This is a genomic window from Massilia sp. 9I, assembly GCF_902506415.1.
Taxonomy (GTDB): Bacteria; Pseudomonadota; Gammaproteobacteria; order Burkholderiales; family Burkholderiaceae_D; genus Telluria.
This window is the reverse complement of sequence record NZ_LR733275.1, coordinates 3,603,220-3,628,453: the sequence shown is the minus strand read 5'-3', so window position 1 is coordinate 3,628,453 and position 25,234 is coordinate 3,603,220. Positions and strand designations below refer to the sequence as shown.

The 25,234-nt window shown below is 65.0% G+C and carries 17 protein-coding genes; 7 read left to right on the top strand and 10 right to left on the bottom strand.

Annotation, left to right across the window (positions count from 1 at the left end):
• Window positions 1–37: 37 nt before the first annotated feature.
• Complete coding sequence (uvrA, locus tag GV068_RS16240; protein WP_159699938.1) at window positions 38–2,887, top strand: excinuclease ABC subunit UvrA; 2,850 nt, start codon at window positions 38–40, stop codon at window positions 2,885–2,887.
• Window positions 2,888–3,093: 206 nt separating this feature from the next.
• On the opposite strand, the gene GV068_RS16235 is transcribed toward uvrA, so the two are convergent.
• The 3 genes from GV068_RS16235 to GV068_RS16225 are packed head-to-tail and all read right to left on the bottom strand — an operon-like array spanning window position 3,094 to window position 8,052.
• A complete protein-coding gene (locus GV068_RS16235) occupies window positions 3,094–4,299 on the bottom strand; it encodes a cyanophycinase (RefSeq protein ID WP_159699935.1) in 1,206 nt (401 codons plus the stop codon).
• Between the two features lie 10 nt (window positions 4,300–4,309).
• Complete coding sequence (locus GV068_RS16230; RefSeq protein WP_159699932.1) at window positions 4,310–7,066, bottom strand: TonB-dependent receptor; 2,757 nt, start codon at window positions 7,064–7,066, stop codon at window positions 4,310–4,312.
• A gap of 23 nt (window positions 7,067–7,089) precedes the next feature.
• Window positions 7,090–8,052 (bottom strand): MurR/RpiR family transcriptional regulator, encoded by a 963-nt coding sequence (locus GV068_RS16225; RefSeq protein WP_159699929.1) that lies wholly within the window; start codon window positions 8,050–8,052, stop codon window positions 7,090–7,092.
• A gap of 162 nt (window positions 8,053–8,214) precedes the next feature.
• On the opposite strand from GV068_RS16225, the gene GV068_RS16220 reads away from it, so the two are divergent.
• Together GV068_RS16220 and GV068_RS16215 are read left to right on the top strand one after the other, a co-directional pair.
• Complete coding sequence (locus tag GV068_RS16220; RefSeq protein WP_159699926.1) at window positions 8,215–9,333, top strand: succinylglutamate desuccinylase/aspartoacylase family protein; 1,119 nt, start codon at window positions 8,215–8,217, stop codon at window positions 9,331–9,333.
• Between the two features lie 20 nt (window positions 9,334–9,353).
• Window positions 9,354–10,730: a YfcC family protein gene (locus GV068_RS16215; protein ID WP_229464258.1), complete on the top strand. Its 1,377-nt coding sequence runs from the start codon at window positions 9,354–9,356 to the stop codon at window positions 10,728–10,730.
• Between the two features lie 4 nt (window positions 10,731–10,734).
• On the opposite strand, the gene GV068_RS16210 is transcribed toward GV068_RS16215, so the two are convergent.
• Window positions 10,735–11,553, bottom strand: a complete 819-nt coding sequence (locus tag GV068_RS16210) for a lipid-binding SYLF domain-containing protein (protein ID WP_159699920.1) — start codon at window positions 11,551–11,553, stop codon at window positions 10,735–10,737.
• Window positions 11,554–11,715: 162 nt separating this feature from the next.
• Between GV068_RS16210 and GV068_RS16205 the strand changes: the two genes are divergently transcribed.
• Complete coding sequence (locus tag GV068_RS16205) at window positions 11,716–12,174, top strand: DUF2214 family protein (protein WP_159699917.1); 459 nt, start codon at window positions 11,716–11,718, stop codon at window positions 12,172–12,174.
• Window positions 12,175–12,237: 63 nt separating this feature from the next.
• Here GV068_RS16205 and GV068_RS16200 read toward each other — a convergent pair whose 3' ends face one another.
• The gene (locus GV068_RS16200; protein WP_159699914.1) at window positions 12,238–14,100 is read right to left on the bottom strand and encodes a phosphoenolpyruvate carboxykinase (GTP); all 1,863 of its coding nucleotides are present in this window, start codon (window positions 14,098–14,100) and stop codon (window positions 12,238–12,240) included.
• A 328-nt stretch (window positions 14,101–14,428) separates the two neighbouring features.
• On the opposite strand from GV068_RS16200, the gene GV068_RS16195 reads away from it, so the two are divergent.
• Window positions 14,429–15,421, top strand: coding sequence for a D-2-hydroxyacid dehydrogenase family protein (locus tag GV068_RS16195; RefSeq protein WP_159699911.1), 993 nt, complete (start codon window positions 14,429–14,431; stop codon window positions 15,419–15,421).
• On the opposite strand, the gene GV068_RS16190 is transcribed toward GV068_RS16195, so the two are convergent.
• Window positions 15,418–16,182: an L-asparaginase gene (locus GV068_RS16190; RefSeq protein WP_159699908.1), complete on the bottom strand. Its 765-nt coding sequence runs from the start codon at window positions 16,180–16,182 to the stop codon at window positions 15,418–15,420. The two genes, GV068_RS16195 and GV068_RS16190, sit on opposite strands and share 4 nt — an antisense overlap.
• Window positions 16,183–16,319: 137 nt before the next feature.
• Between GV068_RS16190 and GV068_RS16185 the strand changes: the two genes are divergently transcribed.
• A complete protein-coding gene (locus GV068_RS16185; protein ID WP_159699905.1) occupies window positions 16,320–16,805 on the top strand; it encodes an asparaginase domain-containing protein in 486 nt (161 codons plus the stop codon).
• An 81-nt stretch (window positions 16,806–16,886) separates the two neighbouring features.
• A complete protein-coding gene (locus tag GV068_RS16180; RefSeq protein ID WP_159699902.1) occupies window positions 16,887–18,500 on the top strand; it encodes a catalase in 1,614 nt (537 codons plus the stop codon).
• A gap of 135 nt (window positions 18,501–18,635) precedes the next feature.
• Here the strand turns inward: GV068_RS16180 and GV068_RS16175 are convergent, their stop codons facing one another.
• The 4 genes from GV068_RS16175 to GV068_RS16160 form a co-directional block, all read right to left on the bottom strand.
• Complete coding sequence (locus GV068_RS16175; RefSeq protein ID WP_159699899.1) at window positions 18,636–19,532, bottom strand: recombination-associated protein RdgC; 897 nt, start codon at window positions 19,530–19,532, stop codon at window positions 18,636–18,638.
• Between the two features lie 89 nt (window positions 19,533–19,621).
• A complete protein-coding gene (dinB, locus tag GV068_RS16170) occupies window positions 19,622–20,734 on the bottom strand; it encodes a DNA polymerase IV (RefSeq protein WP_229464256.1) in 1,113 nt (370 codons plus the stop codon).
• A 134-nt stretch (window positions 20,735–20,868) separates the two neighbouring features.
• Window positions 20,869–22,548: a S8 family serine peptidase gene (locus GV068_RS16165; protein ID WP_229464248.1), complete on the bottom strand. Its 1,680-nt coding sequence runs from the start codon at window positions 22,546–22,548 to the stop codon at window positions 20,869–20,871.
• A 463-nt stretch (window positions 22,549–23,011) separates the two neighbouring features.
• Window positions 23,012–25,213, bottom strand: coding sequence for a TonB-dependent receptor (locus GV068_RS16160; protein WP_159699893.1), 2,202 nt, complete (start codon window positions 25,211–25,213; stop codon window positions 23,012–23,014).
• Window positions 25,214–25,234 lie beyond the last annotated feature (21 nt).

The window sequence follows — 25,234 nt, the reverse complement described above, 5'->3', positions numbered from 1 at the left end:
CGGCCCCGCAAACTTACAGAAAGCCTTCAAAAACTTAATGGAAGAAATTCGGATCCGCGGCGCTCGCACGCACAACCTGAAGAACATCAACCTCGACCTTCCGCGTAACAAGCTGATCGTCATTACGGGCCTGTCCGGGTCGGGCAAGTCCTCGCTCGCGTTCGATACCCTGTACGCAGAAGGCCAGCGCCGCTACGTCGAGTCGCTGTCGGCCTACGCGCGCCAGTTCCTGCAGCTGATGGAAAAGCCGGACGTCGACCTGATCGAAGGCCTGTCGCCGGCGATCTCGATCGAACAGAAAGCCACCTCGCACAACCCGCGCTCGACCGTCGGCACCGTCACCGAGATCCACGACTACCTGCGCCTGCTGTACGCGCGCGTCGGCACGCCCTACTGCCCGCAGCATCCGCACGAGCCGCTGGCGGCCCAGACCGTGTCGCAGATGGTCGATGCCGTCCTGGCCATGCCGGAAGGGACCAAGCTGATGATCCTGGCGCCGGTCGTGGCCAACCGCAAGGGCGAGCATGGCGACCTGTTCCAGGCCATGCAGGCCCAGGGCTTCGTGCGCTTCCGCGTCGCGAGCGGCGTCAACGCGGCCAAGATTCACGAGATCGACGAGCTGCCCAAGCTCAAGAAGACCGAGAAGCACACGATCGACGTCGTGATCGACCGCGTCAAGGTGAATCCGGAGATCAAGCAGCGCCTGGCCGAGAGCTTCGAGACCGCATTGCGCCTGGCCGACGGCCGCGCCGTGGCCTACGAGATGGACACCGAAAGGGAAACCGTCTTCTCGAACAAGTTCGCCTGTAACGTCTGCGGCTACTCGCTGCAGGAGCTCGAGCCGCGCCTGTTCTCCTTCAATAACCCGATGGGCGCCTGCCAGGAATGCGATGGCCTCGGCCACATCGAGTTCTTCGATCCGAAGCGCATCGTCGCCTTCCCGCACCTGTCGCTGGCTTCCGGCGCCGTGAAGGGCTGGGACCGCCGCAACCAGTTCTACTACCAGATGCTGCAAAGCCTGGCGTCTTACTACGACTTCGACCTGGACAAGCCGTTCGAGTCGCTGCCGAAGACGGCGCAGGAGGCCGTGCTGAACGGTTCCGGCAAGACTGCGATCCCGTTCAGCTATGTGAACGAGCGTGGCCGCACCGTGATCCGCGAGCATACCTTCGAAGGTGTGGTCAACAACCTGCAGCGGCGCTACCGCGAGACCGACTCGATGGCGGTCAAGGAAGAACTGGCGAAGTTCATCAATGAGAAGAAGTGCCCGGCCTGCGAAGGCGCGCGCCTGCGCACCGAAGCGCGCTTCGTCAAGATCGGCCAGGGCGAGCAGCAGCGCGCGATCTACGAAGTGTCGGACAAGCCGCTGCGTGATACGCTGGCCTTCTTCGAGACGCTCGAACTCACCGGCGCCAAGAGGGACATCGCCGAGCGCGTGATCAAGGAGATCACGGCGCGCCTGAAGTTCCTGAACAACGTCGGCCTTGATTACCTGTCGCTCGACCGCAGCGCGGACACGCTCTCGGGCGGCGAAGCCCAGCGTATCCGCCTGGCCTCGCAGATCGGTTCCGGCCTGACCGGCGTGATGTACGTGCTGGACGAGCCCTCGATCGGTCTGCACCAGCGCGACAACGACCGCCTGATCGCGACGCTCAAACATTTGCGCGACATCGGCAACAGCGTGCTGGTGGTGGAGCACGACGAGGATGCGATCCGCACCGCCGACTACATCGTCGACATGGGTCCGGGCGCCGGCGTGCATGGCGGCCAGATCATCGCCGAAGGCACGCTCGAAGAAATCATGCAGAACGAGCACTCGGTGACGGCCCAGTACCTGGACGGCCGCCGCAAGATCGCGGTGCCGAAAAAGCGCACCAAGGCCGATCCTGCACGCCAGCTGGTGATTACCGGCGCCAAGGGCAACAACCTGAAGAACGTGACGCTGACGCTGCCGGTTGGCCTGATGACTTGCATCGCCGGCGTCTCGGGTTCGGGCAAGTCGACCCTGATCAACGACACCCTGTACCCGGCCCTGTCGCGCCACCTGTACGGTTCGCAGACCGAGCCGGCGGAGCACGAGACCATCCACGGCCTCGAGCACTTCGACAAGGTGATCTCGGTCGACCAGGCCCCGATCGGCCGTACCCCGCGCTCGAACCCGGCGACCTACACCGGTCTGTTCACCCCGATCCGCGACCTGTTCGCGACCGTGCCGACCGCGAAGGAACGTGGCTACTCGGCGGGCCGCTTCTCGTTTAACGTCAAGGGCGGCCGCTGCGAAGCCTGCCAGGGCGACGGCGTGATCAAGGTCGAGATGCACTTCCTGCCGGACGTGTACGTGCCTTGCGACGTCTGCCACGGCAAGCGCTACAACCGCGAGACCCTGGAAGTGCAGTACAAGGGCAAGAACATCACCGAAGTGCTGGAGATGACGGTCGAGGATGCGCACGAGTTCTTCAAGCCGGTGCCGGTCATCGCGCGCAAGCTCCAGACCTTATTGGATGTGGGCCTCGGCTACATCAAGCTGGGCCAGAGCGCGACCACGCTGTCGGGCGGCGAGGCGCAGCGCGTCAAGCTGTCGCTGGAACTGTCCAAGCGCGATACCGGACGCACCCTGTACATCCTGGACGAGCCGACCACCGGCCTGCACTTCGCCGACATCGACCTGCTGCTGAAGGTGATCCACCGCCTGCGCGACCAGGGCAACACCCTGGCGATCATCGAGCACAACCTCGACGTGATCAAGACGGCGGACTGGATCGTCGACCTGGGCCCGGAAGGCGGCGCGGGCGGCGGCCAGATCGTGGCAAGCGGCACGCCGGAAGAGGTGGCGAAGAACAAGGCTAGCGTGACCGGCAAGTACCTCAAGCCGCTGTTGAAGGCTTGAGGAGTCGGCGTCGCCTGACGCTGACCACCAGCCCGAAGACCGTCGTACCGGCAAAGGCCGGTACCCAATTTTCCACGCATTTCGTTAGCGTGTGACGCTAAAGGTAGGTACGAAAAATTGGATTCCGGCCTTCGCCGGAATGACGACTCAAAGGCTGGAGGTACTAATGAAAAAGGGGCAGCGCCGCCAGGCACTGCCCCTTTTTTTTACTCCGCCGTATAAAGCGGCTGCTGCATCCGCACCGGCCTTACATCCATCCTGATCCGGTAGATCGACCACGCATCCTCGCGGTTGGTCACATACTCGCGGCTGTCCGGCACCCGCGTAAACGTGAACTCGAACCCACGCTCCGGCGCGCGGCTGGCCGGCCCTTCGAAGGCCAGTCCCGTCGCCCGATCCAGGTTGCTGTCGACCAGCTTCTCGAGCAGGTTGACGATCGAGGTATTCCCCAGGATGTCGGTATAGAACAGCGCCTCGCGGTGCTCGCGCAGGCTCTTATCGACCGCTTCCTTGCCCGGACCCGGCGTATAGCCGCGGCTGACCAGGTTGAAGCGGTCGCCGTTGTCCAGGTAGCTGACCCGCGCGTTCGACAGGTTGAACAGGGGCTTGGCCTTGTCGCTGCTGGCCTCGTGAAGGTCCAGCACCAGCGCGCCGGTGTAGCCGACCACCGTCACCTCGCGATTCGGCCCGACCACGGCGGCGGTGTTCTCGTCGATCCCCAGTCCCAGCCTGTAGCCCTTGGCCAGCATGACCGGCAGCATGCGCGCGAAGCGGCCGCGCACCAGGAGGTGCTGGTCGATGAAGACGTCGCCGCCGATAAAGCCCAGGCCCGGCGCGATGTCCTTGCCGTCCACCACCCCATGCTTGAGGACCGGGACCACGTCCAGCGGCGGATCGAAGAACATGGTGCTGCTCATGATCGCGGCGCCGGCGCTGGTGCCGGCGATCACGCCGCCGCGCCGGTACATCGACCACAGCGCATCGAGCACCGCGCTGTTGCTGCCATCAAGCCGGCGCAGCGAGCCGGTGATGCGGGCCTGGTCGCCGCCGGTGAAGAAGGCGCCGCCGGCGCTGCGCACCGCGTCGGCGATCGCCGGGTCATCGGCCGCCTTGCGCGCATCGCTGCCTGCGAGCTTCGGCGCAAGCGGCACCACGAAAGCCTGGGCCCCATGGCGGTTCAGGTTCTCCGCCGCCTTGCTGCCTTCGAACTGCGGATTCTGGGCAGCCGTCGGGAACACGGCGATGCGCGCGCCCTTGCCGCCTGCCAGGGCCACGATTCTCTCCCACACCGCCGCATTCTCGGCGCGCAGGCCGCCGCCGATGATGACCAGCGATCCCTTCGGCGCCTCCGCTGCCGTGGTGATGGCGGAGGCGCCGGCGAGCGCCAGCGCGAAACACAGGCTTTTCAGCATACGTCCTCGCTTAGCGGAACGAGTAGTTCACGCTGACGAAGGCGTTGCGGCCGCGCGGATCCGTGTAGCTTGGGTCGTACCCGGCCAGGAAGAAATAAGCCTGGTTCGAGAACGGCGGATCCTTGTCCAGCAGGTTCAGCACGCCGGCGCGCAGCTTGAGCTGCTTGGTGATGGCCCAGCTGCCGGTCAGGTCCCACAGCGAATAGGCCTTGACGTGGTTCGGCGCCAGCAGCTTGTCCGTGAACGGGTCGTAGGTCGTGTTCTGGTCGGTGTAGCTGGACGAGTACTGGTTCGCCAGGGTCAGGCTGGCCGGACCGCCGTCCCACTCGAAGCTGATCCGGTGACGCCACTTCTGGATCGCCTGGTCGTTCAGGAACACGCCCAGGTTGCTGCGGAAGGGCTCGGACGGGCCGTACTGGCGGTCGTATTTCAGGATGCGGGTGCCGGACAGGTTGACGCCGAACCGGCCCCAGGCCCCGCGCTCGCTGCGCCAGTCGGCCGCGATGTCGATGCCCGAGGTCTTGAGGCGCCCCTGGTTTTCCTTCATCAGGAGGATGTTGGAGATGAAGCCGTCCTCGTCGCGCTCGATGTATTTGCCGTTGTAGGCGGCCGGGTTCTCGATGATCACCTGCTCGCCCAGGGTGCTGATCACGTCCTTCTTCTCGATGTTCCAGTAGTCGACCGAGAAGTTGGTGCGCTTGTTCAGCTCGAACACGGTGCCGAAGGTGAACTGGCGCGACTTCTCAGGCTTCAGGTCCGGGTTCGAGCGGCGCTCGACGTTCCACTGGTCGGTACACAGGTCGATGCTGCCTTCCTGCGCCACGCATTGCGGATCGGTCAGGATGCCGGCCGAAGTGCCGAAGATGGTGGGACGCTTCAGGTCCGACAGCGAGGGTGCGCGGAAACCGGTGCCGGCCGAGGCGCGCACCAGGAAGGCCGCATTTGGCTGCCAGCGCAGGCCGATCTTGGGGTTGGTGGTGGAGCCGACTTCGCTGTAGTGGTCGTAGCGCAGCGCGAACTGCATTTCCAGCTCTTTGGTGAACGGCGCGTTGATCTCGGCGAACACCGAACCGACCTTGCGCGTGTTGTCGGCGGTCTCGACTTCGAGCAGCTCGCCGGCCGGCACCGTGCTGTCGCGGTCGCCGGCGATGTTGTTCGACACCAGCAGCGTCGAAGGGTTGAACATCTGGTGTTCGCGCCGGAATTCGCCGCCGACGGCGAGGGCCAGGTCGCCGCCGCCCAGCGTGGCCAGGGCGCGCGACATCTTGCCGTCGATCGAGGTCGATACGCCCTTGGCCTTGCGCGCCACGTCGTCGATCTTGATCGAGTTGATCAGGTCCAGGCCCGCCTGGGACGAGGGTGCGAACGGATTCACGGTGCCGTTGCGCACGGCGGCGTCGAACTTGTCGTACAGGACGTAGCCGTCGAAGTAGCGGTCGTCCGCGCGGTTCTCGGCGCGCGCCAGGGCCAGGTCGTAGTCCCAGCCGGCCAGGGTGCCGGTGGCGCCCAGCACCAGGCGCTGGCCTTCGCTGGTCACTTCATTGCTGCGGTTGCCCGCTTCCTTCATGCGGTAGCGGATGCCGCTGAAGGTGTCGGGCAGGCCGGGACCGGTGAGCGCGCGGCGGTAGGCTTCGGGCAGGATGGCGACCGGCAGGTTGCGGATGCGGACCGGGTTCGGCGACAGCACGTACTTGGTCTTGGCTTCGGTCTGCACCAGCTCGGCGAACAGCTGGTTGTTCGCATCGACCTGGAAGGTGGCGCGGCCGATGAAGCCAAGCTTGCGCGAATCCGGATAGATCTCGGTGTCTTCCATGTAGTCGTAGCTGCAGCCGGCCACGCCGCCCGGGCCCTGGGCCGCATACACGGTGGCGGGCGGGTTGCACTTGGGCGCGCTCGGGTTGACGCGGCTGACCCGGCTGCCCGCCGGCAGCAGGCCGGCGGCGATCAGGGCGCTGCGCTGCGCGGCCGAGATGTCGACGTTGGCCGGGAAGGTGTTGCTCGACATCTGGGCCGGCAGGGTCGTGGCCAGCGCGCGGTCGGCGATGAAGCTGCGCTGCCCGGAGCGCAGGGCGTCGAGCTGTTGCACGTCGAGCACGCCCCAGACGTTGAAGCGGTCGGTGGCCAGGTCGCCGAAGCCGCCGCTGATGCTGGCGGTGCGCTTGCCGGCGCCGCCGTGCTGGGTGCCGGCAGCCGACGCCGCCAGGTCGATGCCGGTGTAGTCCTTGCGGGTGATGAAGTTGATCACGCCGCCGATCGCGTCGGTGCCATAGATCGCCGAGGCGCCGTCCTTGAGCACCTCGACGCGCTGGATCGCGCCGGCCGGGATGTTGTTCAGGTCGACGCCGGCGTTGTCGCCCGGGGACGCGAAGTTGGCCAGGCGGCGGCCGTTCAGCAGGATCAGGGTCGAAGACACGCCGATGCCGCGCATGTTGGCGCCGTTGAAGCCGCGCTGGCCCGAGGTCGAGTCCGAGATGCTGGGGCCGTCGGTGAGAGGCGCCGTGTTGGCGCTGATGTTCTTCATCAGTTCGGCGGCGGTGGTGACGCCCATCTTGTCGATGCTTTCGCGCGAGATCACTTCCACCGGCAGCGCGGCCTCGCTGTCGAGACGCTTGATGAGCGAGCCCGTGACTTCCACGCGCTGGATCTTCGGGGCTTCCGGCTGCGGCACTGCCTGGGCCCAGGCCTGCTGCCCGACCAGGCCCAGTGCGGCCACGACGCTCGATGCCAGGATGGTCGGCCGCAAGGTAATCGACATGTGCTTCCTCATGCAATGCTCCTCTCGATGATGAATCAGGACTTCTTCACGGACTGGCGCCTGCGGGCGCCCTCTTTTTTCTGCGTGCTGCCGGTACGGATCTGGTGCTCGCCAACCAGGTAGGCGGCGATCGCCTCGGTGTGGCGCGCCGCCTTGGCGACGTTGGCTTTATTGGAGGTCATCAGCGAGACGGCCAGCGCCTCGATGACGGCCAGGGCCGCGCTCGAACTGCTGGGCAGCACCGGATGCGCGCTATGCGCGTACAGCACGTGGTGCCCGAGTTCGGCCAGCGGCGAAGCGGGGGAATCGGTGATCGAGACGACGGTGGCGCCGCTGTCGCGCGCGAAGCGGGTCAGCGAGACCGCCGCCAGCGTGTAGCGCGGCAGCGAAATCACCACCAGTACGTCCTTGTCGGTGACGGTCGCCAGCTGGCTGGCCGCGACCTCGGTGCCGCCGGCCGCGGCCACTTCGACCACGTGGCGGCAGAAGGGCTGCAGGTGCATCGCCAGCGTCCCGGCCAGGAAAGTGGACAGGCCGAAGCCCATCACGTAGACGGTGCGCGCCTTGGTGAGTCCAGCGCCGATGCGATCCAGCTGGGCGCCGTCCAGCGCGCGGCTGGTGGCCGTGATAGCCGCCTCGGCATAGCCCAGGCTTTCCAGCGCGGGCGAAGCGGGACGGCGCGCGATCGAGCTGCGCAGCTTCTCGACCGGCTGCAGCATCGACTGCAGGGTCTCGGCCACCGCGCCGCGCATCGCCGCGTAGTTCTTGAAGCCGAGGTCGCGCGCGAAGCGGCTGATGGTGGCGGTCGAGACCTCGCAGACCTCGGCCAGCTCCTCGATGCCCAGCGCCGTCACGCGCACCTGGTTGCGCAGCAGGTAGTCGGCGATGCTGCGGTTCGAGACCGAGCCTTCGGCCAGCATGCGCAGCAGCGACTGGCCGAGCGAGGACTCGGCGAAGCCGATATCGGGAGAAGCGTTGGACTGGGCGGGCGCTGGCATGTGTTGTCTTGATCGCTTTTCTTTATGACATGCAAATTTCAAAATATTTTCCAAATGTAATCATCTTCTGTGGCAAACTCAACAGGAATTTGAAAATATTCTTTCATTCATTCGACCTGTGTAAAAAAACCGACATCGGTTTTCATGGTGTGGAGACTTCGCATGCATATACAGACCCACCCGATCGCGACGGAGCCGGGCGTCGCCATCCACCAGCTGGTGTCCTGCCACTACGGCACACCCGGCAGTGGCAGGAAGGCCTATATTCAGGCTGCATTGCACGCCGACGAAGTGCCGGCGATGCTGGTGGCGCAGTTCCTGCGCCGCGAACTGGAACGGCTCGACGCCGAGGGACGCATCCGGGGCGAGATCGTGCTGGTGCCCACCGCGAATCCGATCGGCCTGTCGCAGGTGGTGCACGGCATACCGTTCGGCCGTTTCGACCTCGGCACCGGGGTCAACTTCAACCGCGCCTTCCTGCACGTCGCCGCTGAACTCAAGCAAACGCTGTCCGGACGCCTCGGCCCGGACGCACAGTCCAACGTCGCCGCCATCCGCCGCGAGGCCTGCGCCGCGGTGGCGCGCTGGGAGCCGCAGGACAATGTCGAGCTGCTGAAGAAGACCCTGCTGTCGATGGCGATCGACGCCGACGTGGTGCTCGACCTGCACTGCGATAACGAAGGCCTGATGCATGTGTATGCGGGCACGCCGCTGGCCGAACGGGCGGCGCCGCTGGCGGCACTGCTGGGTGCGCGCGCCCTGCTGCTGTCCAGCGCCTCGGGCGGCGCGCCTTTCGACGAAGCCTGCAGCCGCCTGTGGTGGGACCTGGCGGCGCACTTCGGACCGGACACGCCGGTTCCTGCGGCCTGCGCCGCCGTGACGGTCGAACTGCGCGGCGAAATGGATGTGCGCTACGACTACGCAGAGCAGGATGCGCAGGCGCTACTGCAGTTCCTGGCGCGCGAAGGCCTGCTCGACATCCCGCTCGCCGAGCTGCCGGCGCCGCAATGCGATCCGACCCCGCTGGCCGGCGTCGAACCGCTGCATGCGCCGCAGTCCGGGGTGCTGGTGTTCCTGAAGGCGCTGGGCGAGTGCGTCGCCGCCGGCGAGGCGGTGGCCGACATCGTCAACCCCGTCAGCGGCGTCACGACTACCCTGCGCGCATCACAGGATGGGCTGCTGTTCGCCAGCACGGCCCATCGCCACCTGATGCGCGGCATGCAGGTCTGCAAAATCGCGGGCGCCACGCCCTTCCGTTTCGGTCCCTTATTAAGCCAGTGAGTGAGTCCATGCGCCTTCGAATGCCCAACACCTTCGTGCTGCTGTTCGCCATCCTGGCGCTGATCGCGCTGGCGACCTGGTTCGTCCCCGGCGGGAAGTATGAGACCCACCTGGTCGACGGCCGCCAATTGGTCGACCCGGCTTCCTTCCACTACGTCGCCAGCAATCCGCAGGGCCCGGTGGCGCTGCTCAAGGCGCCGATCAAGGGCTTCGTGGAGGCGGCCCAGATCATCGGCTTCGTGCTGTTCGTCGGCGGCGCCTTCGCGGTGCTGCAGCGGACCGAGGCGATCGATACCGCGATCCGTTCGATCGCGCGCGCCCATACCCGCTCGGCGCTGGTGCGCAAGCTCTTGATCCCGGTCTTCGTCACCCTGTTCTCGCTGGGCGGCGCCACCTTCGGCATGAACGAGGAGGTGATTCCCTTCATCCTGATCTTCGTGCCGCTGGCGCTGGCACTGGGCTACGACACCGTGACGGGCGTGTCGATTCCTTTCCTCGGCTCGCAGGTCGGTTTCGGCGCGGCCTTTCTCAATCCCTTCAACGTCGGCATCGCCCAGGGCATCGCCGGGGTGCCGGTATTCTCGGGCATGGGCTACCGTCTGATCGTGTGGGCCAGCGCCACACTGGTAACGGTGCTGTTCCTGATGTGGTACGCGGCGCGCGTCAAGCACAATCCGGCGCTCAGCCCGACCTATGTGCTCGACCAGAGCAAACGCCAGGACATGCCGGCGGTCGCCGTCCACGAACACGAACGCATGACGCGGCGCCATGCGGCGGTGCTGGCGATCTTCGCGCTCACGCTGAGCGCGATGGTGGTCGGGGTGGTGCGCTACGAATGGTTCATCGACGAGATCGCGGCACTGTTCCTGGCGATGGCGATCGTGGTCGGCCTGGTCGGGCGCCTGGGCGCCGACGACTGGGTGGCCTCCTTCATGCAGGGCGTGAAGGACCTGGCGCCCACCGCGCTGGTGATCGCGATCGCGCGCGCCACCATGGTGATCGCGCGCGACGCCCACATCATCGACACCATGCTGCACGAACTGATGCCGCTGGTGCAGTCCAGCCACCCGGTGTTCGCGGCCCAGAAGATGTACCTGATCCAGTCGGTGATCAACTTCTTCATCCACTCGGGCAGCGGCCAGGCCGCGCTGACCATGCCGATCATGGCGCCGCTGGCCGACCTGGTGGGCGTGTCGCGCCAGACCGCCGTCCTCGCCTTCCAGCTGGGCGAACTGTCGACGCCGATGATTCCGACCTCCGGCATCACCGTGGGCGTGCTGGCGCTGGCGCGCATCCCCTGGCTGACCTGGGCCAAGTGGATGATTCCGCTGCAGCTGATCTACCTGGTGCTGTCGCTCCTGCTCCTGGTGCCGCCCTGCCTGATGGGCTGGAATTGAATCGTCATCGGCTGCGCTCGCGCTCGGTATCGGACTTGGCCTCCTTGCCGGAACCCGTCGTGCCGCGCGCGCCGCTGCCGCCCATGCTCGAGGCCGCGCTGCCGCTGGAGGTGTTGGCCAGGGCCTGGCGCAGCATGTCGGCCTGGGGATTGGTGACCTTGCCGCTCAGGACGTCACGCGCAGCCACCGGGCGCTTGTAGTAGGCCGAGGTTTCGTCCTCGTCGTAGTCGATGTCGGTGAGGTTGATGGCGGCGCCGCCGAACAGCCCTTCCGTATCGGACCAGGCGGTGATGTTGCCCCAGTCGGCCGAGCCCGCACCTTTCTTGGACCAGTCCACCAGCGTCAGGTCGGCGTCGGCGCCCAGCGAGAACTTGTTGTTCTGCGCAAAGCTGTTGAGCGCCTTCTGGTCATTGAGCACGAAGGCGATGGCGCCCGCTTGCGCGCCCGCCTGCAGGCCGGCGCTGATGCCGCCCATGTTGTAGAAGGCCAGATGGCTCCAGGTAGAGCCATTACGCACCAGCAGCACGCCGGCGCCGCCGCGCGCGCCGACACCGAGCGCCGCTTCGCCATACTGCGGCACCACGAACACGCCTTTCGAGCGCTGCAGCAACGCGCGCATCTCCGGGTTGGCCTGCATCCTGTGCACCACCTGCACCGCCCTGTTGACGTGCTCGGTCGCATTCCGCATCTCCTTCCGGTTGCGCTCGGTGCCCGGCGTGCCGGCCTCCCTGGCCGATCCGACCTGGGCTGCCGCGGCCGCGGTCGTTCCTGCCAATAGCGCGGCCAGCGATGCGGCGACGAGGTGCTTCATGGTCGGATTCATGATGGTTCCTTCCTGGAGTGGCGTTGAACGAGCCGATAGCCTAAGACGCATGCTGGACGGGCAGCGCCACTTTGAACGCGAGACAGCGCTTGTTGGCAACGTCTTGACAGCGCGACAGGTCGGAGAGACATTGTTGCTACCAATCTCATCGGGTAAGCAGCCATGATCGATTTCTTCCTCGCCAGCGTCCACCACCTGATCGTGTTCGGCATCGCGGCCGTGCTGGCCGCCGAGCTGGCGCTGATGCGTCCGGCGGCGATGTCGCCGCATACGGTGCGGCTGCTGGGCCGCTTCGACGCCGCCTACGGCCTGCTGGCCATCGCCATCCTGTTCGTCGGTTTCGCCCGGGTCTGGCGCGGCGCCAAGGGCGCGGATTTTTACATGGACAACCCGATGTTCTGGGCCAAGATCGTTGCTTTCGCTGTAGTGGGCGTCCTGTCGATCCGGCCGACCATGCGCATAGCAAGCTGGCAGAAGGCCCTGAAGCTCGATGCCGCCTTCGTGCCGGCGCAGGAAGAGATCGCGCGGGTACGCCGCACCATGCTGCTGGAAGTCCACGTGTTCGCGCTGATCCCGATCTTCGCCGCGGCCATGGCGCGCGGCATCGGTTACGGCCCATAAAAAAAGGACAGGCCGGGCCTGTCCTTCTTCAGCGAAAAGCGGCCTGGGCCGCCATCATCTTCCTTACGCGCTCAGGCGCTGCTCGAGCTGCTTCTTGGTGTCCACCAGTTCCTGCGGCAGGCGGTAGGCCAGCTTGTCGAACAGTTCGCTGTGCAGCTTCAGTTCTTCGTTCCAGGCATCCTTGTCGATCGAGGTGATCTGGGTGAACTGCTGCTCGGTGAAGTCCACGCCTTCCCAGTTCAGGTCGCCGTAGTTCGGCGAGGTGCCGAACATGTGCTGCTGGCCTGCCGGGGCCGAGCCTTCGGCACGGTCCAGCACCCACTTCAGGACGCGCATGTTGTCGCCGTAGCCCGGCCACACGAAGCCGCCGTCTTCACCGGTGCGGAACCAGTTGACGCAGAAGATCTTCGGCGCCGTGCCCTTGGCTTCGACTTTCTTGCCGAGATCGAGCCAGTGCTGGAAGTAGTCGCTCATGTTGTAGCCGATGAAAGGCAGCATCGCGAACGGATCGCGGCGCACGATGCCCATCTGGCCGGCGGCGGCGGCGGTGGTTTCCGAGCCCATGGTGGCGGCCATGTAGACGCCTTCCACCCAGTTGTTGGCTTCGGTAACCAGCGGCACAGTGGTCGAACGGCGGCCGCCGAAGATGAAGGCCGAGATCGGCACGCCGGCCGGGTCGTCCCAGGCGGCGTCGATCACCGGGTTCTGGGTGGCGGCGACGGTGAAGCGCGCGTTCGGGTGGGCGGCCTTGGTGCCCGATGCCGGGGTCCAGTCCTTGCCCTGCCAATCGATCAGGTGACTAGGTGCCTGCTTGGTCATGCCCTCCCACCACACGTCGCCGTCGTCGGTCAGGGCCACGTTGGTGAAGATGACGTTCTCGCGCAGCGAGGCCATGCAGTTCGGGTTGGTCTTGTCGTTGGTGCCCGGGGCCACGCCGAAGTAGCCGGCTTCCGGGTTGATGGCGTACAGCTGGCCGTCCGCGCCCGGCTTGATCCAGGCGATGTCGTCGCCGATGGTGGTGACCTTCCAGCCATCGAAGGCTTTCGGCGGGATCAGCATCGCGAAGTTGGTCTTGCCGCAGGCCGACGGGAAGGCAGCCGCCACATATTTCTTGTCACCCTTGGGCGATTCGACACCCAGGATCAGCATGTGCTCGGCCAGCCAGCCGGTGCCGCCCTGCTGCGCTTCCTGGTAGCCCATGTTCGAGGCGATGCGCAGTGCGAAGCACTTCTTGCCCAGCAGCGCGTTGCCGCCGTAGCCCGAACCGAAGGACCAGATCTCGCGGGTTTCCGGGTAGTGGACGATGTACTTGGTGGCGTTGCACGGCCACGGTACGTCCTTCTGGCCGGCGGCCAGCGGCATGCCGACGGTGTGCACGCAAGGCACGAACTCGCCATCGGTACCCAGCACGTCGAACACGGCCTTGCCCATGCGCGTCATGATGCGCATGTTGACGGCGACGTAAGGCGAGTCGGACAGCTCGACGCCAATGTGGGCGATCGGCGAACCCAGCGGGCCCATCGAGAACGGCACCACGTACAGGGTGCGGCCGGCCATGCAGCCGTCGAACAGGCCGTTCAGGGTGCGGCGCATCTCGGCCGGGTCCATCCAGTTGTTGGTCGGGCCGGCCTGCTCCTTGGTTGCCGAGCAGATATAGGTGCGGTCTTCGACGCGGGCCACGTCCGACGGGTCGGACCAGGCCAGGTAGGAATTGGGACGCTTTGCCGGATTCAGTTTCTTCATGGTGCCGGCTTCGACCATCTGCGCACACAGGCGGTCGTACTCTTCCTCGGAACCGTCGCACCAGTAGATGCTGTCAGGCTTCGTCAGGGCGGCGATGTCCGCTACCCAATTGATGAGCTGCTGGTGTTTGACGTGAGCTGGAACGTTCAGTGCGGCGACGCCGCCCATCACGGGCTGGTTCATAGATACCTCCAATGCCAATTAAGAATACTGTCACGGCAGGATCGTCCGTCTGGCCGTGCCTTAGAATGGCTGTTCGCTCCAGCGGAGCGCGGCGTTTACGGCGGTCGTGTCGACGGTCTCTAAGGAGACCGGTCTGGATGCTGCGGCGGGTCGGCAAAGCATGCCAATCCCTCAAGAATTGGCCGATTGTACACCCGGAAAACCGCGATTCGTGCTCAGCTACTACAAAAAAGTAGCAGAAATGCCAGAGTAATGTAGTAGGCTATTCGGCGGCATTTTGGAACCTGTTATTTCGCTACGCGATCAACGTTAATTGGAAGAAACTCTCATGCGAATAGCTGTTTTGGACGACTACCAGGACGCGGTGCGTGGTCTGGCCTGCTTCCGTTTGCTGGACGGCCACGAGGTCAAAGTATTTACGCATACCGCGCGCGGGCTGGGCCAGCTGGCTGCCCGGCTGGCGCCCTTCGAGGCGCTGGTGCTGATCCGCGAACGCACCGCCTTCCCCGCCGCGCTGCTGGCGCGCCTGCCCAACCTGAAGCTGATTTCACAGACCGGCAAGGTCAGCGGCCACATCGACGTCGCCGCGGCGACCGAGCACGGCGTTGCCATCGCGGAGGGCATCGGCTCGCCGGTGGCGCCGTCCGAACTCACCTGGGCGCTGATCATGGCGGCCAGCCGCAAGATCGTGCCGTATGCAAACAACCTGAAGGATGGCCTGTGGCAGACGGCGTCCACCAATCCGGTGCTCAACGGCCTGGGCCGCTCGCTGCGCGGGCGCACGCTGGCGATCTGGGGCTACGGCAAGATCGGCCGCCTGGTAGCCGGCTATGCGCGCGCCTTCGGCATGCGGGTGCTGGTCTGGGGCAGCGAAGGCAGCCGCCAGGCGGCGACGGATGATGGCCTTGAGGCGGCCGTGTCGCGCGAAGCCTTCTTCGCGCAGGCGGACGTGCTGACGATCCACCTGCGCTTGTCGGACGAGACGCGCGGCATCGTGAAAGCGGAAGACTTCGCACGCATGAAACCGGACGCGCTGTTCGTGAATACGAGCCGGGCGGAACTGGTCGAGGAAGGCGCGCTGGAACAGGCGCTGCGTGCGGGACGGCCGGGCTATGCCGCGCTGGACGTGTTCACCAACGAGCCATTAAAAGGCGATGCACCGCTGCTGCGCATCCCGACCGTGCTGGCGACGCCGCACCTGGGCTACGTGGAGCAGGACAGCTACGAGATCTATTTCCAGACGGCCTTCGAGAACGTGGTGCGCTTCGCGGCGGGTACGCCAGATAACATCCTCAATCCGGAAGCGCTGGGGAAACGCTAGCTTTCCTGCTTGAGTTCGGGCACGCCGGTGAAGCTGGGCCGGCGCACCGGCATCACATGGGTGCCGGTCCACAGTCCGGCCCAGCCCGGCGGCCAGCCGATCGCGGGGCCGGCATACGGCTGCAGGCCGGCGCGCACCGGGACCACCGGCACCGGCGGCGCCTCGACCAGGCCACCGCCTGCCGGACGATCCATGTTGAGGCTGTACATATAGCCGGGCAGCAGCAGGTCGCAGACCTGCGCGAACCAGGCCGTGTGGTCTTCGTCGCGGCCCAATGCCTGCGCCAGTCCCTGCGGATCGAACTTCGCCAGCGCGTGGATCAGCTCGTCCGTGCTCGCGCCCGGCGTATCGCCCCAGCCCATCACCGGATTGTTGTTGTAGTCCGCGCCCGAGCCATACCAGCCTTCGCGCCAGGTGCGCTGCATCCAGTTGCGCGGGCCGGTGAACAGGTGCCAGCGCCAGTGCAGGCCCGAGGGTTTGGGCCAGGAGTACAGATACAGCTTCTGGTAGCCGGCCTTGTGCAGCTCGCGCACCACGGCCATCAGGCGCGCATGCGGCATGCGGTCCGGCGGGGTGCGGCGGAACAGGATCGGTTCGCCGTCCGCGTGCTGCACCTCGTCGCTCGACAGGTTCAGGTCGAGGGTGCGCTGCTCGTTGCCGAATCGGGCCGAGATCCACCCCGTCAACAGGTTGACGTGGGTGATCACGCCATAGCCCCGATGGCGGTGGAAAATGACGGTACCTGGTGCGACGGCTTTCATGGGAACAAGTGAAGAAGAGAAAGGGAAGGGAGTAGTCTACTCATCCGATCCAGACGATTCTAGCGCAGTCACATACGGATACACTACCGTTTAGGGCTATCATGTCGCACCTTATTTCTGCACGTGGACAAACCAACATGACTTTACGAATCATCGCCACCGGCGGCACTTTCGATAAACACTACAATGAACTCAATGGCGTACTCGGCTTTGCGGAAAGCCACCTGCCGGCCGTGATCGCGCGCTCGCGCATGACGATTCCCGTCGAGTTGGAGGTGTTGCCGCTGCTCGATTCGCTCGACATGCAAGACCCGGACCGCCAGCGCGTATTGGCCTCCTGCCAGGCGGCAAAAGAAAAGGCCATTGTCATCATCCACGGCACCGACACCATGCGCGAAACCGCCGCCGTGCTCGGCGCGGCGAACCTCCGCCAGACCATCGTTCTGACCGGCGCCATGATCCCCTACGAGATCGCCAACTCGGACGCGCTGTTCAATCTCGGCTTGGCTTGCGGCGTTGCGCAAACCCTGCCGGCCGGCGTGTACGTCGCCATGAACGGCCAGGTGTTCCCGTGGGATAACGTCACCAAAAACCGCTCGGCCGGCGTCTTCCAGCAGCTGTAGTTGCGTGCGGGCAGGCGCGCGCTGCCCGCTCCTGCGCCTGCCTATACTCGCCTCTCCAACGAATCCGCACGAGGAGAGAAAATGAACGAGCAGCGTCCCTTCCTGACCACGCGCCAAGGCCACCCGGTCCGCGACAACCAGTCGCTGCGCTCGGTCGGCGAGCGTGGTCCCGCCACGCTCGAGAATTACCAGTTCATCGAAAAGATCACCCACTTCGACCGCGAACGCATCCCGGAGCGCGTGGTCCATGCGCGCGGCACCGGCGCCCATGGCTACTTCGAGCCCTACGGCACCATCGGCGGCGAACCCGCCAGCAAGTACACGCGCGCCCGCGTGCTGAACGAACTCGGCGTGCAGACGCCGATTTTCCTGCGCTTCTCGACCGTGATCGGCGGCAAGGAATCACCCGAGACGGCGCGCGACCCGCGCGGCTTCGCGATCAAGTTCAAGACCGTGGACGGCAACTGGGACCTGGTGGGCAATAACCTGAAGGTCTTCTTCATCCGCGACGCGATCAAGTTCCCGGACATGATCCACGCCTTCAAGCCCGATCCGGTCACCAACCAGCAGGAGCCCTGGCGCTTCTACGACTTCATCTGCAGCCATCCGGAAGCCCTGCACATGGTCACCTGGGTCAAGAGCCCGTGGGGCATCCCGGCTACCTACCGCGAGATGGAAGGCTCGGGCGTAAACACCTATAAACTGGTCAACGACCAGGGCGTGGCCCACCTGGTGAAGTTCCACTTCCAGCCGAAGCAGGGCGTGCGCAACCTGACCGCGCAGCAGGCGGCCGAGATCCAGGCGCACGACACCAGCCACGCCACGCGCGACCTGTACGACGCGATCGAGCGCGGCGAGTTTCCGGAATGGGAATTCTGCGTGCAGGTGATGAGCGACGGCCCGCATCCGGAACTCGACTTCGACCCGCTGGACGATACCAAGCGCTGGCCGGAAGACCAGTTCCCGCTGCTGCCGGTCGGCCGCATCGTGCTCAACAAGAACCCGGACAATGTGTTCGCCGAGACGGAGCAGTCGGCCTTCGGCACCGGCGTGCTGGTGGACGGCATCGACTTTTCGGACGACAAGATGCTGCAGGGCCGCACCCTGTCCTATTCCGACACCCAGCGCTACCGCGTGGGCCCGAACTACCTGCAGCTGCCGATCAACCAGCCGCAGGAAGGCGCGGCCGCGCGCACCAACCAGCGCGATGGCCAGATGACCTATTACGTGGACGGCCGCGGCGAAGACAAGCACATCAACTACGAACCGAGCCTGATGGGCGGCTACACCGAAGCGCCGAAGCCGGAGAAGGAATACAACCAGTACGTCGAGGGCCACCTGGGCCGCTTCCAGACCACCCGCACGATGGACGACTACGCCCAGGCCGGCACCCGCTACCGTACGTTCGAAGACTGGGAGCGTGACGACCTGGTCAACAATGTGGGCGGTGATCTGAAGAAGTGCCCGGAACCGATCCAGCTGCGCATGGTGTGGCACCTGTGGCACTGCGACGAGGACTACGGCCGCCGCGTGGCGGCAGTGGCGGGCATCGACCTGGAACGCGCCAAGGCGCTCGAACCGCTGCCGGGCAAGCCGGCGCCGCACCAGAACCGGTCGGGGTCAACGTATTCCAGCGGCAAGGCGGAACAGGGGGATGAGCCGTCGACCAGTGAGGAGATGGCGGGGGCGAAATAAGTTAGCCTAAAAACCGTCATCCCGGCGGAGGCCGGGATCCAATTTTGCATGCATTCCGATAACGCAAACAGAACTAGGGTCCCGGCCTTCGCCGGGACGACGTGCTAACTCAAATAATGAGCGTTGCTGGCCTGCTTAGGCCTTGGCTTCGCCGCCCAGCGCCTCGACGACGTCGGTCAGCAGCTTGGCCATCTCACCCGTCATCAGCGTGATGTCGTTGTCAAAACGCTCGTCGTCGCTGTAGGTGACCGCTTCGCCTTCCTTGATCACATCCAGGGGCTTCACGCCCTTGATTGCCAGCGACTCGGTCAGCACGAAGCTGATGCGGTCGTTCCAGGTCATGGCCAGGCGGGTGCATTGCTTGCCGGCGGCGATGTGGCGGCGGATGTCGTCCGGTTCCAGGGTGTGCTTCACGTAGCGCACGGCCGCGCGGCTTTCGCCGGTGGCGCGCAGTTCGGTGTCCTGGTCGATCGTGAAGCCGTAGGGCGCTTCGTCCGCTTCCAGCCAGCCGGTCATCACGGCCACCGGCGAACGCTGCACGCGCAGCGATTCCAGCGGCATGCGGTCGACCGCCTTGAGCAGTAGCTTGATCACGTCGTCGGCTTTGGCCGGGCTGGCGGCGTCGATCACCAGCCAACCGTTGACCGGGTCGATCCAGACCCAGACATTGCTGCGGATCGAGAAGGCGCGCGGCAGCAGTTCGTCGGCCACGCGTTCCTTCAGTTCCTTCATCGCCTTCTTGCCCGGCGGGAAGCCCTGCTGCTCTTCCAGCTCGGCGGCCTTGGCCTTGGCGACCTGGTTGATGACCGAGCTCGGCAACAGCTTCTTCTCGCTGCCCAGCATCATCAGCATCTGCTTGTTGACCACATGGACCAGCTTGCCGTTACCGCGCGGCGAATCCCAGCCCTGGCGCAGCAGTTCATTGCTGCTCGCGGGCGTGAAGGCCTGCGACTGCAGTGCTTCTTCCATCTGTTCCGGGTTGAATGCCCAGGGAGCGGGCAGGCGATAAATCTGGAGATTCTTGAACCACATACGCTTGTTATCCGATTGTTTCCAACATTTTGGGGAACGACATTCTACGCTGCCGCGCGGAAATTTCGACCGGCGGAGCAGGGAAAAAGTTAACTTGTTGTCGAGTCGCCAACGACCTCGACGATCGCCAGCGGCATCGTGTCGTCGAACAGGCGCAGCTGTTCCACGGTCTCGGTATCGCCCAGGCGCACGCCCACGCCGAGCAGCCGTACCGGGCGGCTATGGCGCGCCCAGCCGGTTTCCATGAGGCGTGCATAGGTTGGGATATGTGGCGCATAGCCAACACACTCCACCGTGGTCTGCTGGAAGTTCGAGAACTTGATCTTCACAAAAAGCTTGTTGATGAACTTTTCAGCACCGTTGCGCTTGATGCGGCCAAGCAGGTGCTCATAGAGATCCGGCAGCAGGCGCAGGCAGGCGCCGAGGTCCGGTACGTCCGGCGTATAGGTCTCTTCCGTGCTGATCGACTTGCGCTCGCGCGAGGTATTCACTTCGCGCTCGTCGATGCCGCGGCACAGCTGGTACAGGCGGTAGCCGAAGCTGCCGAAATGTTCGGTCAGGCGTTCGATGCTCCAGTTGCGCATGTCGCCGCAGGTCTGCAGGCCGAGCCGGTGCATCTTCTCGGCCGTCACCTTGCCCACGCCATACAGCTTCTTGACCGGCAATGTGGCGACAAACGCATCCACCTCTTCCGGGCGTACCAGGAACAGGCCATCCGGCTTGTTCCAGTCGCTGGCGATCTTGGCCACGAACTTGTTCGGCGCCACCCCGGCCGAGGCGGTGATGCCGACGGTTTCAAAAATGCGCTGCCGGATCTCCTGGGCGATGAGGGTGGCGCTGCCCTTGCAGTGAGGCGAGTCGCTGACGTCGAGGTAGGCTTCGTCCAGGGAGAGCGGCTCCACCAGTTCGGTGTAGTCGCGGTAGATGTCCATGATCTGGCGTGAGGCGATGCGGTACTTCTCCATCGCCGGCGGAATCACCAGCAGCTGCGGGCACAGCTTCATGGCTTGGGCCGTGGCCATGGCCGAATGGATGCCGAAACGCCGCGCCTCGTAGTTGCAGGTGGCGATCACACCGCGCTGGTCGGGACGGCCGCCGACGGCGAGCGGACGCCCGCGCAACGAGGGGTCGTCGCGCATCTCGACCGACGCGTAGAAGCAGTCGCAATCGCAGTGGATGATTTTACGGAGAGGGGGGTTCACAAGACGGCGGGGCCGACTACTGTCATTCCATACAGTATCCGGTTTTTCTCGTGAGCCGTCAAAAAAGAACGCGCGGCATTGCCGCGCGTTCCCGGATGAAGCGGCGCAGGGGAGCGCGCCGCTTCGCCCTAGGCTTACCAGCTCAGCTTGACGTTGTAGGTACCTGCGGTACCGACGCTGCCGCTGTAGTACACCACGCGCACGTAACGGCTGGCGGTGGAGGTGCCGGTGTTGGCCGAGCTTGCGCTGTCGACCGCGCCTGCACCGTTCTCGCTGCTGCTCAGCAGGGTGCCCGAGCTGTTGTAGATGTACAGGTCGTAGTCCGACGAGCTGTTCGGCGTCATCGTGGCGCTCAGGGTCTTGCCGGCCGGCAGATCGACACGGAAGTAATCCGTATCGGTCGAGCTCGACATGGTGGCGTTCACGGTGGTGCCGGTGGTCGAAACCAGGTTGGCGGTCGCCAGCGTGTTGTTCGACTCGGTCTCGCTGATGGTCGGCGCGGTCGGGGTGGTGGTGCCCAGCGCAGCGTTCACGGCGGCGGTGGCGTCCACGATGCCGGTGCCGCAGCCCGAGCAGGTCGCCGGGAAGGCGCGCGCGGTCGACTTCAGCATGCTCTCCACCTGGTCCGGGGTCAGGGTCGACTTGGCCGCGAACATCAGCGCAGCGGTGCCGGCCACGTGCGGGGTCGCCATCGAGGTGCCCTGGTAGCCGGCGTAGTTGTCCGAACCCGGCGAGCTGGTGCCCGAGTTCAGGGTCGAGATCACGCTGTAGCTGCCGTCGCCGCCCGGGGCTGCAACGTCGACCAGGGTGCCGTAGTTCGAGTACGAGGCACGGCCGCCGGTCTTGCCGGTAGCGGCCACGGCGATGACGCCGGAGCAGTTCGCCGGGCTGGCGTTGCTGACGTTCATGTTGTCATTGCCGGCCGCCACGACCACGACCGCACCGCGCGAACGGGCGCCGTTGATCGCGCTCTGGGTGGTGGCGTCGCAGGCGCCGGTGCCGCCCAGCGACAGGTTCAGCACCTTGGCCTTGTTGGCATTGGCCGGCACGCCGGTCACAGTGCCGCCCGAGGTCCAGGTGATGGCGTCGGCGATGTCCGAGGTATAGCCGCCGCACTTGCCCAGCACGCGGGCCGGGACGATCTTGGCGTTGTACGCCACGCCGGCCACGCCCAGGCTGTTGTTGGTACGGGCGGCAATGGTGCCGGCCACGTGGGTGCCGTGCCAGCTCGAGCCGGAGGCCGGCGAGCCGGTGCCGCACTCGCCTGCGGCGACCCAGTCGCCCGGATCGCTGGCGTCGCTGTCGCGGCCGTTGCCGTCGTTGCCGATGGCGGCGGTGCTGATGAAGTCATAGCCCTGCAGGATCTGGCCGCTCAGGTCGGCATGCGGACGGTAGCCGGTATCGATCACGGCCACGACCACGCCGGTGCCGGTCGACTTGTCCCAGGCGGTCGGCAGGCGCAGGCCGCCGACGGTATCGGTGTAGTGCCACTGCTGGGCGTAGTACGGGTCGTTGGCGGTCGCCATGTGGGTCATGATGCGGTCCGGCTCGGCGTATTCGATGTCCGGGTCGCGCGCCATCATTTCGGCGGCCAGCTTCTTCACTTCGTCCAGGTGCTTGCGGCCGTTCAGCTTGAACACGCGGGCGCCGGTCGAGATGGCGTGGCTTTCGCTGACCAGCATGCCGAATTCCTGGCCGGCGCGGTCCAGCTTGGCCTTGCGGTCTGCTTTCAGGGCGAACTTGGCAGCCTTGGCGGCATCCTTGCCGTCCGGCACCGCGTCCTTGTACTTCACGATGATACGGTCCGTCTCCACGATGAATTTCTGCTCAGCTGCACCGGCCGTAGCCGCCACCAATGCGAGCGAGATTGCAGCGCACATCTTCAACATTGCAGGATGAATCGAATGCGTTTGCTTCATGTTTCTTCCTTATTGTGATGTTTTCCGTCAGGTGAAATGTTCCTCGCCTGTGTCGTTGATTTCCGGTCATTGCCGGTGCCGTCTGGATGCGGCGAAAAGCAGCGTAATACGAAAGGAAGAGCGCGTGCGTGACAATTGGAGACAATTTCAGCGTATTAACAACACTCTGCATAGCGCACACGTCAAAAACATGTTTTCTTCTGTGAAACGTTAAATAAGGCAAATATTCTATGCCACAATTGTGTTGACATATCTCAAAGTGCTTTCCAAGGATTAATGTAGAGCACGCTAACAAACCCCGTTGCGGGCATAAAAAAAGGCCGCGCAAGCGCGGCCTTCGTCATGGTGTTGCGACAGCTCAGAAGTTACCCTTGAACTGCACACCCCACTGGCGCGGCTCGTTGGTGAAGCCGGTCAGGTTGTTGAAGTCGATCGCGCCGGTGATGCGGCGCTGGTCGAGCACGTTACGGCCGAAGGCAGCCACTTCGTACTTGCCGTTACCGAAGATGTAGCCCAGGCGCACGCCGCCTTCCGTCAGCGGGGCGCCGACGAACTCCGTCGCCTCGTACAGGAAGAAGTTGATCTTGCTGCGGTAGGACCAGTCGGTGAAGAAGTACAGCTCGCCGTCCGCGAACGGCACGCCGTAACGGGCGGTGGCGTTGACGGTCCAGCGCGGCGCCTGCGGCAGCGGGTTGCCGTTGATGACGACACGGCCGGCGGCGTTCAGCGGATCGGTCACGGTGCACTGGGCGCACTTGTTCACCGACAGGCTCGCATCGCGGATCTGGGTGTAGTTGTAGCTCGCGCCGGCGCTCACGCGCAGGGCGGTGCTGACGGCCGCTTCGAAGTCGAACTCGGCGCCCTTGCCCTTGGTGCGGTCGGCGTTGATCAGGCGGTTGACGTTCGAATTGCCGCCCACCACGGTCAGCTGCTGGTCCTTGACGGTGTAGTCATATACCGAGAACGAGGTGCGGGCGCGGCGCTCGAACAGGTCGGCCTTGATGCCCAGCTCGTACGAGGTGATGGTTTCCGAATTGGCCACGGTGATCGGCACGGCGGCCGAGGCGGCGGCGATACTCGGGGCGCGGAAGCCGGTGGCGACGCGGCCGTACAGGTTCACGGCCGGGTTCAGCTTGTAGCTGGCCGACAGGTCCCAGTTGACCTTGTCCTGGCTGGTTTCCACCGAGCGCGGGCCGATCTGCGCGACGTTCTCGTTCACCAGGGTCTGGAATTCCTTCTCGTCCTTGGTATAGCGCACGCCGCCGCGGATGGTCCAGTCCGGGGTGAGGGTGTAGTTGACCGAAGCAAACGCAGCCCAGGCGTCGTTCTTCTGGTTGCTGACCAGGCGCGAGGTGCGGGCGCCGGCATCGTTGAAGTTGTCGCTGCCGCCGGTCGCGTCCTCGTCGAAGAAGTACAGGCCGGTCTGCCAGTTCAGCGGGCCGGTGTTCTTCGATTCGACGCGGAATTCCTGGGTGTACTGGTCGAGGTCGGTGATGTAGCCGCCGGTCTGGACCTGGAAGGGGATGAAGCCAGGGCCGCCAGGGGTGCCGCCGTCGATGTCGCCGCGGCTGTAGTAGTCGCTGACGTGCTCGTAGCCGGTCACCGAGAACAGGCGGAAGTTGCCGAAGTCCCAGGACAGACGCAGGTTGGCGCCATTGGTCTTCAGCTGCTGGAAGTTCTCGGCGTTGGTGACGATCTTGTCGAGGTCGTAGCCCGGTACGATCTTGTTCGAGCCCTTCTGGATCAGGTTGGCGCGGAACAGACGGGCGCTGCCGTTGGTATTACGCTGGTGCAGGTTCAGCAGGGCGTTGAAGTTGCTGTCCGGCTGGTACAGGAACTGGACGCGCTCGGCGTGCTCGTTGTAGCCGTCGAGTTCATTGCGCTTCTGCGTCATCGCCACGTTGGCGAAGTTCTCGACGAAGTCGTCGCGGTGCTGGCCGACGGCCGACACGCGCATCGCCCATTTGTCCGACAGCGGCACGTTGACGGCGCCTTCCAGGTTGGCGGTCTCGTGGGTCGCGATCGAGGCGTTGACATAGCCTTCGGTCTTGCCCAGCTTCGGACGCTCGGATTCGAACTTGACCACGCCGGCCGGGGTATTACGGCCGAACAGGGTGCCCTGCGGGCCGCGCAGCACTTCGACGCTGGCCAGGTCGAAAATCGGGAAGCCCTTCAGGATCGGGTTTTCCTGCACCACGTCGTCGTACACCAGCGAGACCGGCTGCGAGGCGAAGGTGTTGAAATCGGTATTGCCGTAGCCGCGGATGTAGAAGCGCGGGAAGGTACGGCCGTTGGAGGATTCGACGTTCAGGCTCGGCACCTTGCCGGCCAGCAGGCGAATGTCTTCGCCACCGGAGATCAGAACGTCGAGCTTTTCGCCCTTGAGCGCGGTGACGGACACCGGTACTTCGCGGATGTTTTCGGTGCGGCGTTGCGCGGTGACGGTCACGCTCTGGAGTTCCGGCGCCGTGTTCACGGTGGTCTGGGCCTGGCCAGGGATCGCTGCAGCCAGCGCCAGGGTGCCGAGCACGGCTTGGCGCATCTTGGACATCTTCATCATGGAATGTTTCCTATGGATTGA